The 17,106-nt window shown below is 67.2% G+C and carries 13 protein-coding genes; 5 read left to right on the top strand and 8 right to left on the bottom strand.

From position 1 onward, the window contains the following. Nucleotides 1-57: 57 nt before the first annotated feature. The 4 genes from CJ014_RS21420 (at nucleotide 58) to CJ014_RS21405 (ending at nucleotide 4,920) form a co-directional block, all read left to right on the top strand. Entirely contained in the window at nucleotides 58-1,059 is a 1,002-nt protein-coding gene (locus CJ014_RS21420; protein WP_100082541.1) for a LacI family DNA-binding transcriptional regulator, read from the top strand. 204 nt (nucleotides 1,060-1,263) lie between these two features. Next, nucleotides 1,264-2,244 (top strand): sugar ABC transporter substrate-binding protein, encoded by a 981-nt coding sequence (locus CJ014_RS21415; protein WP_100082540.1) that lies wholly within the window; start codon nucleotides 1,264-1,266, stop codon nucleotides 2,242-2,244. A gap of 89 nt (nucleotides 2,245-2,333) precedes the next feature. Further along, nucleotides 2,334-3,914 carry a sugar ABC transporter ATP-binding protein gene (locus tag CJ014_RS21410; RefSeq protein ID WP_100082539.1) on the top strand — a complete coding sequence of 527 codons (1,581 nt, stop codon included), beginning with the start codon at nucleotides 2,334-2,336 and terminating at the stop codon, nucleotides 3,912-3,914. Further along, complete coding sequence (locus tag CJ014_RS21405; RefSeq protein ID WP_425351948.1) at nucleotides 3,898-4,920, top strand: ABC transporter permease; 1,023 nt, start codon at nucleotides 3,898-3,900, stop codon at nucleotides 4,918-4,920. The genes CJ014_RS21410 and CJ014_RS21405 overlap by 17 nt, the downstream gene beginning before the upstream one ends. A gap of 53 nt (nucleotides 4,921-4,973) precedes the next feature. On the opposite strand, the gene CJ014_RS21400 is transcribed toward CJ014_RS21405, so the two are convergent. The 6 genes from CJ014_RS21400 to CJ014_RS21375 form a co-directional block, all read right to left on the bottom strand. Next, on the bottom strand, nucleotides 4,974-6,857 hold the full coding sequence (locus CJ014_RS21400; RefSeq protein WP_100082538.1) for a putative bifunctional diguanylate cyclase/phosphodiesterase: 1,884 nt from the start codon (nucleotides 6,855-6,857) through the stop codon (nucleotides 4,974-4,976). A 377-nt stretch (nucleotides 6,858-7,234) separates the two neighbouring features. Then, nucleotides 7,235-8,242, bottom strand: a complete 1,008-nt coding sequence (locus CJ014_RS21395; protein WP_100082537.1) for an ABC transporter permease subunit — start codon at nucleotides 8,240-8,242, stop codon at nucleotides 7,235-7,237. After that, nucleotides 8,242-9,771, bottom strand: coding sequence for a sugar ABC transporter ATP-binding protein (locus CJ014_RS21390; protein ID WP_207765831.1), 1,530 nt, complete (start codon nucleotides 9,769-9,771; stop codon nucleotides 8,242-8,244). Before CJ014_RS21390 ends, CJ014_RS21395 begins: the two co-directional genes overlap by 1 nt. After that, nucleotides 9,768-11,285, bottom strand: a complete 1,518-nt coding sequence (locus tag CJ014_RS21385; protein WP_100082536.1) for an FGGY-family carbohydrate kinase — start codon at nucleotides 11,283-11,285, stop codon at nucleotides 9,768-9,770. Before CJ014_RS21385 ends, CJ014_RS21390 begins: the two co-directional genes overlap by 4 nt. Then, nucleotides 11,282-12,172 (bottom strand): class II fructose-bisphosphate aldolase, encoded by an 891-nt coding sequence (locus CJ014_RS21380; RefSeq protein ID WP_165790932.1) that lies wholly within the window; start codon nucleotides 12,170-12,172, stop codon nucleotides 11,282-11,284. The genes CJ014_RS21385 and CJ014_RS21380 overlap by 4 nt, the downstream gene beginning before the upstream one ends. 237 nt (nucleotides 12,173-12,409) lie before the next feature. Next, nucleotides 12,410-13,348: an ABC transporter substrate-binding protein gene (locus CJ014_RS21375; RefSeq protein WP_100082534.1), complete on the bottom strand. Its 939-nt coding sequence runs from the start codon at nucleotides 13,346-13,348 to the stop codon at nucleotides 12,410-12,412. A gap of 155 nt (nucleotides 13,349-13,503) precedes the next feature. Here CJ014_RS21375 and CJ014_RS21370 point away from each other — a divergent pair, with 155 nt between their 5' ends. Next, nucleotides 13,504-14,373: a MurR/RpiR family transcriptional regulator gene (locus tag CJ014_RS21370; RefSeq protein ID WP_100082533.1), complete on the top strand. Its 870-nt coding sequence runs from the start codon at nucleotides 13,504-13,506 to the stop codon at nucleotides 14,371-14,373. Nucleotides 14,374-14,406: 33 nt separating this feature from the next. On the opposite strand, the gene CJ014_RS21365 is transcribed toward CJ014_RS21370, so the two are convergent. Continuing rightward, nucleotides 14,407-16,113: an ABC transporter ATP-binding protein gene (locus tag CJ014_RS21365; protein ID WP_100082532.1), complete on the bottom strand. Its 1,707-nt coding sequence runs from the start codon at nucleotides 16,111-16,113 to the stop codon at nucleotides 14,407-14,409. Then, complete coding sequence (locus CJ014_RS21360) at nucleotides 16,110-17,054, bottom strand: acetamidase/formamidase family protein (protein WP_100082531.1); 945 nt, start codon at nucleotides 17,052-17,054, stop codon at nucleotides 16,110-16,112. The genes CJ014_RS21365 and CJ014_RS21360 overlap by 4 nt, the downstream gene beginning before the upstream one ends. Between the last annotated feature and the right edge of the window lie 52 nt (nucleotides 17,055-17,106).

The raw sequence follows: 17,106 nt of genomic DNA, 5'->3' as shown, positions 1-17,106 counted from the left end.
TGAATTCACCGGCCGTCGGGCTATGCATAAGCGGCGCAATCGAACCCCGAGCCCAACGTGAAACCGCGCACGACAATCCGCGACGTTGCCAGGAAAGCCGGCGTGTCCGTTGGGACGGTGTCACGGGTCGTCAACGGCCATCCATCGGTTACCGAGGCCAAGAAGCGCGCCGTCCTGCAAGTCATCGCCGAACTGGGTTTCCGGCCGGACGCCGCCGCGCAGAGCTTGCGGCGAGGCACCAATCGCACGCTCGGCGTGGTCATCCCCGACCTGCGCAATCCATTCTTCGCCGAACTGATGCAACACATCGAGCTGCGCGCCAAGGAGCGCGGCTACAGCGTGTTGTTCGCCAGCTCCGACGAACAGGCCGATAGCGAGGCGGAGCTGATCGCCAACCTCGCGCGCCGCAAGGTCGAGGGCGTGGTCCTAGTGCCGAGCAACCGCGCCGAAAGGATCGCCAATCCCGACGGCGTACGCCTGGTCGTCGTCGACCGCCGCATTGCCGGCCACCCGTTCGTCGCCGCCGACCACCGGGCCGGGGCGCGGATGGCCGCGGAATACCTGGTATCGCTCGGTCACCGGCGCATCGCCTGCCTGTCCGGCCCGGAGAATTCCTTCGTCGCCCGCGAGCGCCTCGCCGGCTTCATGGACGTGATGGCGCCCCGCCTCGCCGAAGCCGGCCTCGATCCCGCCTCCTGCATAATCTCCGCGCCCTTCGACTATGAAGGCGGACGCGAGGCGGCCAAGGCGCTGCTCGCCGACGACGGCCCGAGACCGACGGCGGTGTTCGCCTGCTCGGACCAGCAGGCGATCGGCGTGTTGCGAACCGCCTTTGACCGCCGCATCACCGTACCGGATCGGCTGTCGGTCGTCGGCTTCGACGACATCCTGATTTCCGATCTGGTGGCACCGCGCCTGACAACCGCCGCCCAGCCTCTCGCCGCGATCGCCAATTGCGCCACCGACCTGCTGATCGGCGGCGAGCCGCTCGACGCCGCGGCGAGCCACATCTTTCCCTGCGCGATGGTGCTGCGCGAGACGTGCGCACCGCCGCTTTGAGGCGGTCATCAGCTCTCGGCCAGGCCGCTTGACCAATCACCCCCTTGTAAATACTTCGTATTTTTGACCACCCCCCAACTTTGGTCGGAATGCGGTCTCTCGCCTTGAAGCGGCTATGCTATACTGATAGCGTCATTTGGAAACGTTTCATCGGGCCGGTACATCGGGTCCGGCTCAAAGAAAACGTTCGCTTGGGAGGGCATAATGACTTCATTTTCTTCGGACGGTCGGATTGCGTCCGGCATAAGCCGCCGCCAACTGCTGTTGGCCGGCGCCGCCGGTTCGCTGGTTGTGGTCTCGGGCGTCGCCCCGGTGTTCGCCGCGGACAAGAAGCCCAAGGTCGGCTTGGTCATGAAGTCGCTCGCCAACGAGTTCTTCAAGCAGATGCAGGCCGGCGCCGAGAAATACGCGGAGGAAAACAAGGACAAGTTCGACTTCAAGGCCGTCGGCATGAAGGACGAGCGCGACTTTGCCGCCCAGGTCGACGCGGTCGAGAATTTCGTCACGCAGAAGTATGACATCATCGTCGTCGCCCCGGCCGATTCCAAGGCCATGGTCACCCCGCTCACCAAGGCGGTGAAGGCCGGCGTCGCCGTCATCAACATCGACGTCGAGCTCGACCAGGAAACCAAGAAGAAGGCCGGCATCGACCTCGCCTTCTTCGGCCCCGACAACCGCGAAGGCGCCCGCCTTGCCGGCGACGCGCTGGCCAAGGCGCTCGGCGAAGGCGGCAAGGTGGTCATCCTCGAGGGCAACCCGGAGGCCGACAACGCCCAGCAGCGCAAGAAGGGCTTCGACGACGCCGTCGCGGCCGGCAAGCTTCAGTTGCTCGACAGCAAGACGGCCCATTGGGAAACCGAGGAAGCCAACACGCTGATGACCAACTTCCTGACCAAGTACAATGACATCCAGGGCGTGATGGCGGCCAACGACTCCATGGCCCTCGGCGTCGTCAAGGCGCTCGACAGCGCCGGTCTCTCCGGCAAGATCAAGGTGGTCGGCTTCGACAACATCCCGGCCGTGCAACCGCTGATCAAGGCCGACAAGATGCTGGCCACCGTCGAGCAGTATGGCGCGCAAATGGCCGCCATGGGCATCGAGTACGGCCTGCGCCAAATGGCCGGCGAGACGTTCACCGGCTGGGTGAAGACCGACATCAAGCTGATCACCGCCGCCGATCTCTGACCGGCCGCCGTCGTCTCGACCCTCGATCCGGCACGGGGCAACCCGCGCCGGATCATCTGCCCCTGCCGCGCATTCAGGGTAATTCTTCCATGACCACGGACTTCAAGGAAACGGCGCCGGTCGTCGATCCCGCCACCACCGCGCGGCGCGATCAGGACCGCGAGGCCGGGCCGATCCTGAAGCTTCAGGGCGTCGGTAAGCGCTTTCCCGGCGTGGTCGCCTTGCGCAACGTCACCTTCGAGGTCGAACGCGGCGAAGGCCATGTGCTGCTCGGCGAAAACGGCGCCGGCAAATCGACGCTCATCAATCTGCTCGGCGGCCTGTTCCCGCCCGACGAGGGAAGCATCTGGTTCAACGGCTCTCCCTATCGTCCCGCCTCGCCGTTCGAAGCCTTCTCCAAGGGCATCCGCGTCGTCCACCAGGAACTCAATCTTCTCTCCAACCTGACGGTGGCCGAGAACCTGCTGTTCGAGCATCTGCCCAGCCGGCGCGGCCTCGTCAATTTCCGCGAGATGAATCGCCGCGCCGCCGAACTCCTGGCTGAGGTCGGCCTCGACATCTCGCCGTCGACGCTGGTGAGCCGGCTCGGCGTCGCCCAGATGCAACTGGTGGAGATCGCCAAGGCGCTCGCCCACGAAAGCAAGTTGCTGGTGCTCGACGAGCCGACGGCCACGCTGACCTCCAAGGAGGTCGACCGCCTGTTCGAGATCCTGCGCCGCCTCAAGCAACGCAAGGTCACCACGCTCTACATCTCGCACCGCCTGCAGGAGATCTACGAGGTGGGTGATCGCGTCACCGTGCTGCGTGACGGCCAGCACGTGACGACGCGCCCGCTCCAGGACCTCGGCATCCCCGACATCGTCCGCCTGATGGTCGGCCGCACCATCGCCGATCAGGGCGTGTTCCGCGAGGACATCCAGCCTTCCGGCGAGGCGCTCGCCGTCGACGACCTTCGCCTGACCGAGGCGAGCCCACCGATCAGCTTTTCGGTGCGCAAGGGCGAGATCGTCGGCATTGCCGGCCTGGTCGGCAGCGGCCGCACCGAGGCGGTGCGGGCCATCTTCGGCGCCGATCCCAGGGCGGCCGGCACCATCCGCGTCAATGGCCACCCCGTCGCCATCACCTCGCCGAAGGACGCGGTCGCCGCCGGCATCTGCCTGATGACCGAGGACCGCAAGCAGCAGGGCCTGCTGCTCGACATGAGCTGCGCGGAGAACATCACCATCACCGATCTGAAGCGCCTGTCGCGCCGGGGACTGCTCGACCGCGCCATGGAAAACGCCGCGTCGGAAAAGCTGGTCGCCGGCCTGCGCGTCAAGACGCCGACCATCTTCCACAAGGTCGGCACGTTCTCGGGCGGCAATCAGCAGAAGGTGGTGATCGCCAAGTGGCTCTATCGCGGATCGAGCGCGCTGATCTGCGACGAGCCGACCCGCGGCATCGACGTGGGCGCCAAGGCCGAAATCTATGACCTGATGGGGCGTCTCGCCGCCGAGGGCAAGGGCATCCTGGTGGTGTCCTCCGACCTGCCGGAGCTGATGTCCATCTGCCATCGCATCCTGGTGTTCTCCAAGGGGCGCATCGCCGGCGAGGTGCCGCGCGCCGCGTTCGACCAGAACCGCATTCTCTCGCTTGCCTATGAGGAGTATGGACGTGCCCGAGGGAACTGAACGCGCCGGCGAACGCAAGGCCGGCTCCGTATGGGACAATTTCCTGCGCGTCTCGATGCGCGAGGCGGGCGTCGCCATTGCGCTGGTGATCATCGTGCTGTTCTTCTCGGCGACCGCGCCCTATTTCGCGACGCCCGAGAATTTCCTGAAGATCTTCGTGCAGATCGCCATCAACACGGTGCTGGCCGCCGGCATGACCTTCGTCATCCTGACCGGCGGCATCGACCTGTCGGTCGGCTCGGTTCTGGCGCTGTGCACGGTGGTCGGCGCCACCATCATGGTCAATGAGGATCTGTCGCCCTGGATGTCGATCCCGTTGGCGCTTGTCGCCTGCATGGCGACCGGCGCGGCCTGCGGCGCCATCAACGGCTGGGTCTGCGAGAAATGGAAGCTGCCGTCCTTCATCGTCACCCTCGGCATGCTCAACGTGGCGAGCGGTCTCGCCCGGGTGGTTTCCGACAACTCGACCATCACCGGCCTGCCGCAGCCGTTCGTCGACTTCGGCAACCAGATCTATTTCGGCGTCTTTCCCTCGATCTTCCTGATCGCGATCGTCGTCATCCTGATCGGCTGGTTCATCCTGCGCTTCACCGTGTTCGGCCGCTTCGTGTTCGCCATCGGCACCAACGAGGAGGCGGTGCGCCTTTCAGGCCATAACCCGCGCATCTTCAAGATCGCCGTATTCACGCTGAGCGGGCTGACCGCCGGCATTGCCGCCATGGTGTTCCTGCTGCGTCTCAACGTCGGCAGCCCGATCGCCGGTATCGGCTACGAGCTGAATGCCATCGCGGCGGTGATCATCGGCGGCACGTCGCTGTCCGGCGGCAAGGGCTCGATCATCGGCACGCTGGTCGGCGCCTGCATCCTTCAGGTCCTGGCGACGGGCCTGCAACTGCTCGGCGCCGAGGACAACGTCAAGCCGATCGTCATCGGCACGGTGATCGTCCTCGCCGTGGTGCTCGACACCTACCGCAACCGCCTGCTGCGTAACCTCGAGTCGCGCTGACCGGGGGGTCGGGCAGCGGCGCCAACCCAGCGACGCGGCGGCGCCTTCACGTCTCAACCGGTCATGACGGCCCGCTTCATCGGCAGGGGCGGGGCGATATCGAAGGCCTCGGCGAAGTGCGGCGCCAGCATCGGCTTGCCGATCAGGTAGCCCTGGCCTTCGGTACAGCCCTGGTGCAACAGGCCGTCGCGCTGCGGCTCCCTCTCTATGCCCTCGGCGATCGTCTCCAGATCGAAGGCCCTGGCGATGTCGAGAATGGCCCGGACCACCGAGGCGTCCTTCTCGGACACCAGCATGCCGTCGACGAAGGAGCGGTCGATCTTGATGCGGGTGAGCGGGTAGCGCTTCAGCAGGCTGAGCGACGCGTAACCGGTGCCGAAATCGTCGAAGGCGATGCCGATGCCATACGCCCTGAGGTCGCGCAATTTCTCCAGCACGACGTCGTCGTGATCGAGCACGATGTTTTCGGTGATCTCGAGTTCGAGAGAGCTCGGGGGCAGCCCGTGCTTTTCGAGGGTGTCGATCACCTCCGTGGCAAAGTCGCTGCCCCGGAGCTGGGCGGCGAACAGATTGACCCCCATGCGGAAGGTTTCCATGCCGTTGCGCCGCCAGAGGGCCGCCTGGGCACAGGCTTCGTCGAGCACCCACGATCCGACGGTGGCGGCCAGGGGACCGCGTTCGAGGGCCGGCAGAAAGGCCGCCGGGGTCAACAGCCCGCGGATCGGATGCCGCCAGCGGATCAAGGCCTCGGCGCCGGTCAGCGCCCCGTCGCTCAGGCGAATCTGCGGCTGATAGACGAGCAGGAACTCGCCCTCCTTGACCGCCCGGTGGATTTCCATGCCATAGAGCCGTCGCGCCGCGGCCTCCATGCGCAGCGACGGCTCGAAGACGAGCGACCGGCCGCGTCCGTTCGTCTTGGCCCGGAACAGGGCGAGATCGGCATTGCCGAGCAGTTCGACGGGATTGCCGGTATGAAGAGGGGCAAGCGCGACGCCGCAGCTTGCCGCGATCCGGATCTCCTGATCATCGATGATGATCGGCCTGGCGATGGCGTCGTTCACCGCGTTGGAAATTTCCGATGCCCGCTGCGGATCGGTGACGTCGTAGAGCAATATGGCAAACTCGTCGCCGCCGATCCTCGCCGCGATGCCGGTGTCCCTGACGGACGTCTCCAGCCGATGGGCCACCTCTTGCAGGATGTAGTCGCCCACCGCGTGCCCGAGGGTATCGTTGACGTCCTTGAAGCTCTCGAGATCGATCATGACGGCCGCAACGGGGAGGGGCCGCGCCAGGGCTTCCTCCACCTGACGGAAGAACCGGCCGCGATTGGCAAGCCCGGTGAGAATGTCGAAATTGGCCAGCCTGTAGAGTTCCTTGGCCTCGTCCTGACAGGCCGCCACATCCTGCGAGACGTCCAGCCGGACGGCCCGCTCGGCCGAGACCTCGATGCGCCGCAGCTCCAGCCGGTCCGCCGCCATGTTGGCCAATTCCCGCAGGCGGCTCCTGTCGTCCTGGGAGAAATCCTCGTGCGGCTTGTGGTCGATCACGCAGAGCGCGCCCAAAGGCAAGCCGTTGGCGGACAGCAGCGGAACGCCGGCGTAGAACCGCAGGCCGGCCGAGCCGGTGACCAGGGGATTGTCGTGGAAACGCTCGTCCGTGGTGGCGTCCGGGACGACCATCACGCCGTCCTGGGTAATGGCGTGCGCGCAGAAGGACACATCGCGGCTCATGTCGACTTCGCCGACACCGGTGCTGGCGGCGAAGAAGACATGATCGTTGCCGATCATGTTCACCGCGGCGACGGGCATGTCGAACATGCGCGCCGCGATCCGGACCACCGAGTCCAGGCTGGGCAGCGGCCGTTCATCGGCCAGCCCGTATTCCGATAGCGCTTTCAGTCGTTCCACTTCTGTCGGCAATACCGGAGGACACTTCATAGACCCCGCTCCCGAGCGTATCCGTGAGAAAGCATCATTCCCGCGCGACTTTGCCGCCGTGATGCATCGCGCGCGTCCGCCTCGGACTTCCAACGGCCGATCCCATGCCGAGAAAACATCGGCCGTCCCTCAAGGCGCGCGAAGGTATTATTGCCGTCTCTTTGTCAACGAATGGTTCATCCGTCGCTGGGGCCATAGCGCGCGACAGCGGATGCCCCCGCGTTATCCGCGAGGGTCAGGCGGCCGGGCAGATGTGGGGATCGGGGCAGCCGACCGATGCGCCGCGGCGTCAAGGCGACGGCTTCGACGAGCTCACGCCCGCCGATCGCCGGCCGAAGTTGTCCTCGAGACAAAGGGAGGCCGCGAAGCCGCTCTGGTCATGACGCCTTCTCGGCGCCGGTCCTGAAGCGATCGAGGGCGACGGCGCCGATGATGATCAAGCCCTTGACGATCGACTGCCAGACGTCCGGCACGCCGGTCAGGATCAGGCCATTCGACAGGACGGCGATCATCAGCGCTCCGACCACGGTGCCCCAGACCGAGCCGATGCCGCCGAGGAACGACGTGCCGCCGAGGATGACCGCCGCGATGGCATCGAGTTCGTAGGCCTGGCCGAGCTGGAGACCGTTGGCGGCATAAAGCCGGGCGGAGGCCATGACACCGCCGAGGCCGGCGGTCAGGCCGGACAGCGCATAGACGAGGATCAGCACGCGCTTGACCTTGATGCCGGTGAGCCGGGCGGCATCGGGATTGCCGCCGATGGCGTATATGTAGAGGCCGAGCACCGTCTTGGTCAGCACGAACCAGGAGATCACCACCACGCCGAGCGCGATCACCGTTAGCCAGGGAATGCCGAACAGATCCCCTTCGCCGATGACGGCATAGCCGAGATCGGAGTTGAACACCGTGGTGTCGTTGCCGAGCAGGCGGGCGCTGCCGCGAATGGCCGTCAGCGCGCCGAGGGTGACGATGAACGGCGGCAGCGGCACCAAGGCGATCAGGCTGCCGTTGAGGGTTCCGAAAGCGACACCGACCAGCAGCGCCACCGGAATGGCCATCACGGCCCAGGTCGGGTCGAGCGACACGATCAGCGCCGCCATGGCAGCGGCCGCCAATACCGAACCGATCGACAGGTCGATGCCGCCGGTCAGGATGACGAAGGTCATGCCGCTCGCCAGCACCAGGTTGATCGAGGCCTGCTGAACGATGATGATCAGGTTCTGCACGGTGGCGAACTTGCCGGTGGCAAGCGAGAAGGCGATGCAGAGCAGCAACAGCACCGGCAGCATGCCGAGCGCCCGGACAAGCGATCGCGTGGCCTCGGCCCGGCCGACGCTCAGGGACAGATCGTCGACCTGCGACGCATTGCTGGGTGTTCCGGACATCAGTGCTCTCCCACGGGCTTGTCGTTGTTCGCAGTGGCAATGGCCATGATCCGTTCCTGCGTGATATCGGCGCCGGTCACGACGCCGGCGATCTGGCCATCGCGCATGACGAAAACCCGGTCGGCGATGCCGATGACCTCCGGCAACTCGCTGGAGATGATCAGGATCGCCGCGCCGGACCGGGCCAGCTTGTCGATCAGCTTGTAGATGTCGGACTTGGCGCCGATGTCGACGCCGCGCGTCGGTTCGTCGAGGATCAGGAGCTTGGGCGCGGTGGCCAGCAGGCGGGCGAACAGCACCTTCTGCTGATTGCCGCCCGATAGCGCGCGAACGGTCGACTGGGCCGATCTGGCCCGGATCGACAGGCGCTTCAGGGCATCCACGCCGCGGCGGGCCGCGAGGGCCAGCCGCCGGATGCCGAACGGATAGGCGTCCCGGGCGGCCACCGCCAGGTTGACGTTGTCCTCGATGGTCATGTCGAAGAACAACCCGAGCCCCTTGCGATCCTCCGAAAGGTAGACGATGCCGGCGGCGATCGCCTCGGCCGGATGGCGCGCGGCCAGCGGTTGGCCGTCAAGCAGGATGCGGCCGCCGCGCGCCGGCTCGGCGCCGAAGATCATCCGGGCAAGCTCGGTGCGGCCGGCTCCCACCAGGCCGGACAGGCCGACCACCTCGCCGGCCCGGACGTCGAGGCTGGCCGGCCCGATGCGGCGGCCGTCCGTCAGGTCCTCGACCTTCAGCACCTGGGCTCCGAAGCTGCGTCCCTCGCCCTGGTCCTTCTTGTAGAAGTCCGAGAGATCGCGGCCGACCATCATCTGGATGAGCCGGGCTTCGCCGAGGTCCTCGCGCTTGAGCGTGCCGACATAGGCGCCGTCGCGCAGCACCGAGCAGCGGTCGGCCAGCTCATAGACCTCGGCCATCCGGTGGGAGATGTAGATGATGGCGAGGCCGTCGGCGCGCAGCGCGCGGATCAGGCCGAACAGCTTGTCGGTCTCGCGCGACGACAGCGAGGCGGTGGGCTCGTCCATCACCAGGATGCGGGCGTCGACCGACAGCGCCCGGGCGATCTCCACCATCTGCTGCTGGGCCAGCGACAGCCGCGATACCCGGGTATCCGGCCGGAAGTCGGCGCCGAGCCTCTTCAGGATGTCGGCGCACTGCCGGCGCATCGCCGCCTTGTCGAGAATGCCGGCGCGCGCCGCCTCGCGACCGAGGCAGACGTTCTGCTGCACCGAAAGATTGGGCGCCAGCGACAGCTCCTGGTAGATGATGGCAACGCCGAGCTGCAGGGCATCGAGCGGCGAGGCGATCGAGACCTCGCGGCCGTCGACCATCAGGCGGCCACCGGGATCGGCGTGATAGGCGCCGGACAGGATCTTCATCAGCGTCGACTTGCCGGCGCCGTTCTCGCCCATCAGCGCGTGGATCTCGCCCGGCCAGACCGTCAGATCGACGCCCCGGAGCGCCCGCACCGCGCCGAAGGTCTTGCTGATGCCGCGCATCTCGAGAAGGGGAGCGGCCGCGCTCATGACGGACCCCCGGCGCGTTCTAGGCGGCCGACCAATTCGGGCACCAGCGGCGCGTAGGTGGCGGCCAACGCGGGATCGACGTCGATCCGGGCGGTGCCGATCGCGCCGAGGCGGACGGCCTCGGCGGCGTCGCCGAACACGCCGACCGCCAGCCCGCCGACCAATGCCGCGCCGATGCCGGCCGCCTCGTCCACCATCGGCATCACCAGCGGCCGATCGATGAATGCGGCCTTGACGGCGTCGACGAACGCATTGCGGGCGCCGCCACCGGCGAGGATCAGTTCCGCCGGCCTGTCGCCGGTGATGGCGGCGAAGCGGTCGAGATTGAGCAGCAGCCAGGCGGCCAGGCCCTCGACGGCGGCCCGCAACAGCGTTCCGGCCGACGCTTCCTCGCCGAGACCGATGATTTCGGCCCGCCGCCCGCGCTGGTTCCAGGGCGCGCCGGTGCCCCGCAGGTAGGGCAGCACGCGCACGCCGTCGGCGCCGGCCGGCGCTTCCGCCGCCGCCTGCCACAGCCGGTCGATGGCCGGCCGGCCGCCGTCCGGGCCGGCGAGCAGCCGCTCGAGCCAGTCGAGCAGCGCGCCGGAGGCCGGAATGTGGCCGGACAGGATGAAGCGGCCAGGGATGACGTAAGGATAGCAATCGTAGAGTCCGCCGCCCACCTCGTCGTAACCGAGGGGACGGTCGACCACCGTCTTCAGCGCCTCCGAGGTGCCGGTGGAATCGATCACCGGCCCCGGGTCGGTCATCCGGCAGGCAAGGCCGGCGCAGGGATGATCATGTCCGGCATTGACCACCGGCGTGCCGGCGGCAAGTCCGGTGAGCGAGGCGACGGCGGCGGTAAGCGCCGCCCGTCCTTCGCCCTGGGGCCTGAGCTCGGGCAGAACGGCCGGATCGAGGCCGGTGGTGCGGACGAGCTCGGCATCCCAGGCGCCGGATCGACGGTCGGCGAGGCCGCTGCGGGCGGCCAGCGACGGGTTGGACGCCAGCCTGCCGGTAAGACACCACATGGCGTAATCGGCCACCATGGCCCAGCGGCTGGCCCGGCCGAACCAGTCGGCCCCGGTCCGCCGCGCGTATCCGAGGCGATGCACCGTGTAGATGTCATCGTCGACCATGCCGGTACGGTCGTACCAGTCATGCGCCGATAGACCCCAGTCCGACCGGAGATTGGCGGTTCGCCGGTCGAACCAGGTCGGACAGGGCGTCACGCGCCGGCCTTCGGCGTCGAGGCCAACAAAGCTTTCGCCGATGCTGCAGATGCCGATCGCCGAAATATCCGCCGCCGTGTGACCGGCCGAAGCGAGCCGCTCGACCGTCTCGCCCAAGGAAGAGACCAGATCGGTCTCCAATTGATCGAGGTCGAATTCCGCTGCCCCCGGTCCGGGATGATCGATCCGCATGCCGCGGCGGACGACGGAAAGGGTCGTCCCGTCGGGCCGGATGGCGACGACCTTCAGGTTGGTGGTGCCGATGTCGACACCGATCAGCACCGGGCCGGAGGCGGATATCATGACGTCTTTCCGTTGTACCAGTCGAGGAAGGAGTCGGATTGCCCGGCCGAGCCGAGATCTTCCATCTTGCCTTCGATCACCGCCTGCGCCGCCTTCTGGGCCGGCACCAGCGCATTGATGATGTCGATGCCGTCGGCGTTGGCGTTGAGGACCGCCTTGAGCGCCCGGTTGAAGGCGGTGACGATGTCGGTGAACATGATGACCATGGCCACGCCGGCCCGCGTTGCCGCCTTCATCTGCTCGGGCGGGGTGCCCGAGCCACCGTGCATGCAGATCGGCACGCCGGTGGCCTTGCGGAGTTCGGCGATCCGCTCGATGGCGAGATTGGGCTTGGCCTTGGCGCCGCCGCCATGGGCAACGCCGTGCACGTTGCCGATGGCCGGGGCGAGAATGGTGGCGCCGCTCTCGCGGATGAGGCGCACCGAATCGGCGACATTGGCGAGATCGTCCTCGGTCTGCACGGCGCCGTGTTCCATGTTGCCGATCGCCGCCTCGACCATCACGCCGAGCGGCGCGGCGGCCGTCACCACCTCGCGCACGGCGCGGATGTTGTCGTCGAGCGACATTTCGGCGCCGTCGAGCATGACGGCGGTGCAGCCGGCGCGGATCGCGTCGATGGTGTCGCCGAGCGTCTCGCCGTGGTCGAGGCTGAGGCCGACCGGCACGGTGGCCTCGGCGGCGAGATGGCGGGCGACGGTGCCGAGCGTGTCGAAGCGGGTGGCGGCCCGGACGGTCGGATGGATGCGGATCACCACCGGCGAGCGCTTGGCCTCGGCGGCGGCGATGGTCGCCTGCATCACCTCGACGTTCATCGATAGGAAGGCGCCGACCGCGTAGTGGTTGTCAGAGGCGTGCTTGAGGAGTTTCGATAGCGGGACGATCGGCATGACGCTTTCCTTGGTGGGAGATGTGAAGGCTTGAAAGGGGCGAGGCGGCACGCTCGCGGAGCGTCCGTGCGACATGGGAGGAAGGCAGGCTGCCGGGAAGACGGCAGCCGGTGCGTCGCACGAACCCGCCGGGGGCGCGGAACGCATCCGCGAGCGGCCGGGTGGGATCGTCCCGATGACTGACCGGGGCGATCTTCATTGCTGGCTCATTTGCCTGTTTGTTGTTGGCCCGGCGCCTTACTGGGCGTTCCAGCCCTTGTAGTCGCCGACATTGTCGCGGGTGATCAGGGACGGGGCGACGAGGATCGACGGCTCGGCGAGCGTTTCGCCATTGAGAAGCTTTGCACCGGCGTCGATGGCGGCATTTGCCAGTTCCGACGGCAACTGGGCGGAAGACGCCTCGATCTGCGTCTTCTCCTTGAGGGCCGCCTCGATGTCCGGCGAGCCGTCCACGGTGGTGATGACGATGCCCGTGCGCCTCAACTGCTTGGCGGCGAGATCGGCGCCGATGGCCGACGGATCGTTGATGGTGAAGATGGCATCGACGTCATCGTGGGCGGTAAGCAGCGCGGTGGTGACGTTGAGGCCGCCCTCGCGCGTGCCGATGCCGTTCTGGTTGTCGGACAGGATCTTGATGTCCGGATGGTCGGCCATCACCTGCTTGCAGCCGTTGACCCGGTCGATCACGCCGGAGACCGGCGGTCCGTTGACGATGATCAGGTTGCCCTTGCCGCCCAGCTTGTCGGCGATGTACTGGCAGGCCTGCTTGCCGGCCGTGACGTTGTCGGTGGTGATCGTGGCCTGGGCATTATCGGCGGTATTGTCGATGGCGACGACCGGAATGCCGGCCGCCTGGGCCCGCTTGACGGCGGCGCCCACCGCCTTGGAATCGACCGCCGACACGACGATCAGATCGACACCGGCCTGGATGAAGTTGTCGAACTGGGTCGACTGCTTGCCGAGGTCATAGTCGCCCGACATCACCAAAGTCCTGGCGTCGGCACCGCCGACTTCCTTGACCTTTGCCTCGATGCTCTTGGCAATGGCGCCGAAGAACGGGTTGCCGAGGTCGACGACCGTGACGCCGACCAGCTTGAGATCCTTGGCGGTGGCCACGGCCGGAGCCAGCGACAACGCGACGCCGCAAGCTAAAAGGCTTGACACAAAACGTTTCATGGTGATGTTTCCTCCAATATGTCGTGGCCTTATGGGTGTGGTCGGATGGCCATTTCGTCGACGGACAACCCATACTACGGGACATAATGTAGCGCAAGCAGGTCTTTTTTCTTTTTTCCATGACGTATTTCGTGTCATGAGAAACAGGATGCATCATGGTAGCTGACATCGGTGGCACATCCGACGACCATCGCCCGCTGCGGCTGAGGGCGACGACCGTCAGCCTCTTTCCGACCGAACGGCGGATCGTCGAACAGTTGCTGGCCATCCCGAGCTATGAGCTCGGGGCCATGACCTCGTCCGACCTGTCGGAAAAATCGGGAGCCAGCCGGTCGAGCATCGACCGCCTGTCGCGCAAGCTCGGCTATCAGGGCCTCAAGGACATGCGCCGATCGCTGCTGCTCGAGCAGGCGGAGCGGGACGAACCGTCGTCCTCCGGAGAAAGCCGGGGCAATTCGGCCGAGGATATCGCCCGCCGCGTCATGGCGGCCTTGTCGACGCACAGCGAGGTGATGGTCAGGCTGATCGCCGAATCGCATACCTTCGACCAGATGATCGAATGGCTTACGACCGCGCGGGCGATCCACATGTTCGGCGCCGGCGAGTCGGCCGTGGTCTGCGCCGCCTTCGAGGCGCGCCTTGTCCGGCTCGGCCTGCCGATCCTGTTCACCCCCGAGTATCACACCCAGGTGACGCGCGCCTCGCTGATGGGGCCGCAGGATGTGGCGATCGCCATATCGCATTCCGGCGGCACCAAGTCGATCATTCGGGCGGCCACGATCGCCAAGGCCAACGGCGCGCGCCTGGCGGTGATCGGCGGCATCGCCAACTCGCCGCTGGCCCGCAAGGCCGACCTGTTTCTGCAACTGCCGACCGGCCCGCTGCCCGGCAGCACCGAAGTGCTCGATCGCATCGTCGCCATCGCCCTTGCCCAGGTCGCCTTCGAGTGTCTCGCGGCCCGCCGGCCCGACATGCGCTCGACATCGGTGCGCATCGACGACGCCTTCAACGAGGACCGCATCTGACTCATCTCGGCAAGGCCCGGAGGGCGCCCGCCCTCAGCCCGCCATGGCGAGGCGTCGCCGGGTCGGGTCGGGGATCGGCACGGCGGCGATCAGCCGGCGGGTATAGTCCTGTTCGGAATTTTCGAAGACGGCGCGCCGCGAGCCGTATTCGACGATCCTGCCGCCGTTCATCACCGCCACATCGTGCGACATGCGCTCGATGACCGCCATGTCGTGCGAGATGAACAGATAGGCGAGCCCTTCGGTCTCCTGCAGCTCCAACATCAGATCGAGCACCTTGGCGCGCACCGACACGTCGAGGGCGGCGACGCTCTCGTCGGCGACGATCAGCTTCGGCTTCAGCGACAGGGCGCGGGCAATGCAGATGCGCTGCCGCTGGCCGCCGGAGAACTCGTGCGGGTAGCGGCTCGCCACGTCCGGCGTCAGGCCGACGCGGCGCAGCAGCTCGGCGACCCGGTCGGCGCGATCCACCCGGTCGCCGATGCCGTGGATCGCCATCGGCTCGGCGATGGCGGCGCCGACCGTCATGCGGCTGTCGAGCGAGGCATAGGGGTCCTGGAAGATCATCTGGGCGAGGCGGCGCACCGGCCTCATCGCCTTGACCGAGAAATCCATCAGCTCCTCGCCGCCGATGGCGACATAGCCCTGGTAGGGGATGAGGCCGAGGACGGCCTTGCCGGTGGTCGACTTGCCCGAGCCGCTCTCGCCGACGAGGCCGAGGGTGCGGCCGGCCCGAAGCTCGAAGGAAACGCCGTCGACCGCGGTCTGCCCGGCCTTGCGACCGAACAAGCCGGCGCGAGCGCCGTAGGCGACGGTGAGGTTCTGAACCGCCAGCACCGGCTCCAGCGATTTTTCGGCCGCCGGCGCCGCCTTCGCCGCCGCCGTGACGACCGGCGGGCCGTCGGTGCCGGCGCGGGCGCCGATGCGCGGCACGGCGGCGATCAGCTCGCGCGTGTAGCTCTGGGCCGGCCGCTCGAACACGTCGACCGCCGAGCCGATTTCGACGAGGCGGCCGTCCTTCATGACCGCGACGCGGTCGGCCATCTCGGCGACGACGCCCATGTCGTGGGTGATCAGGATGATCGAGGTGCCGAATTCGCCCTTCAGCTCGCGCATCAATTTCAGGATCTGCGCCTGCACGGTGACGTCGAGGGCGGTGGTCGGCTCGTCGGCGATCAGCACCTTCGGCCGGCAGGACAGCGCCATGGCGATCATCACCCGCTGGCGCATGCCGCCCGACAGCTCGTGCGGATATTGGCCGAGCCGCCGGACCGGCTCGGTGATCTGCACTGCCTCCAGCATGCGGAGCGCCTGGGCGCGGGCGGAGGCCTCGTCGCCGCCCTGATGGATCAGGATCGGCTCCAGAAGCTGCTTGCCGACGGTCATCACCGGATTGAGCGAGGTCATCGGCTCCTGGAAGATCATGGCGACGTCGCGGCCGCGCACCTCGCGCATCGTCCGCTCGCTCAGGCCGGTGAGATCGCGATCGCCGAGCCGGATCGAGCCGGAGACGATGCGCAGCGAGGCACGCGGCAGGAGGCGCATCACCGACAGCGAGGTCACCGACTTGCCGGAGCCGCTCTCGCCGGCAAGGCAGAGCGTCTCCCCCGCCCCGAGATCGAAGCTGACGGCGTCGAGCACCCGTTTCGCGCCGCGCTCTGTCAACGCATCGACGGTGAGCCCGTCGACGCTGAGCACCGGCGCATCCGTCCTCCCGAAGTCTCCGCTCGCATCGGTCACGACAGCACGATCCTCGGGAAGTAGAAGCTCACCACCACGTTGGGCATGTCGACGATTTCGGAAATGCGGAGATCGCCGGCGACCGAGCACAGCATGTAGGCGTCGGCCGGGCTGTAGCCGTGCGCGGCGGCGAGCAGGTCGATCATCCGGCTGAGCGCTTCGCGCGCCGCCGTCATCAGATCGGGCCCGACGCCGGTGGTCACCTCGTAGCCGGCGGCGTCGAGATGGCGCGTCACCGGACCGGGCGTCGTGAAGCGCGGGCTTTCGAGCGTCTGCCCCTTCAGCACGTCCAGCTTCAGCGTCACGTTCATGGCGCTTTCGATGGCGGTGCCACAGACTTCGCCGTCCCCCTGGGCGGCGTGGGTGTCGCCCACCGAGAACAGCGCGCCTTCCACCTCGATCGGCAGGTAGAGCGTGACGCCGGCCGCGAGGTCGCGGATGTCGAGATTGCCGCCGACCCGGCGCGGCGGCACGACCGAATGGACGCCCGGCTCGGCCGGCGCGACGCCGATGGTGCCGGCGAAAGGCTTCAGCGGCACGCTGCCGCCCGGGCCGAACAGCGACGGTGCCAGCGTGTTCTTGTCATATGTCCAGATATGCAGCGCCGGGTCGGCGAACTGGTCGGCGAGCAGGCCGAAGCCGGGGATCACCGCCGTCCACCCGATGCCCGACGGCACGAATTCGCGGATCTCGACCTTCAGCACGTCGCCCGGTTCGGCGCCCTCCACATAGACCGGACCGGTGACCGGATTGACCCTGGCGAAATCGAGGGCGACGACGTCGGCCACCGTCGACCCCGTGCCGAGCTGGCCGCCGGAGCTGTCGAGGCATTCGAAATGGATGGTCGAGCCGGATTTGGCCACCGCGGCGGGCGCGAAGTCGCGGCTCCAGCCGTAGTGATGGTCGCGGCGATGGATGGTGTAGTCGCAGGCAAGGCACATGGCGGTTCATCTCCCTGTCGCCGTTGGACGGGGGAGGATTTCCCCTCCCCCG

It is taken from the genome of Pleomorphomonas carboxyditropha (genome assembly GCF_002770725.1).
Taxonomy (GTDB): Bacteria; Pseudomonadota; Alphaproteobacteria; order Rhizobiales; family Pleomorphomonadaceae; genus Pleomorphomonas; species Pleomorphomonas carboxyditropha.
This window is presented reverse-complemented; position numbering and strand designations above follow the sequence as displayed.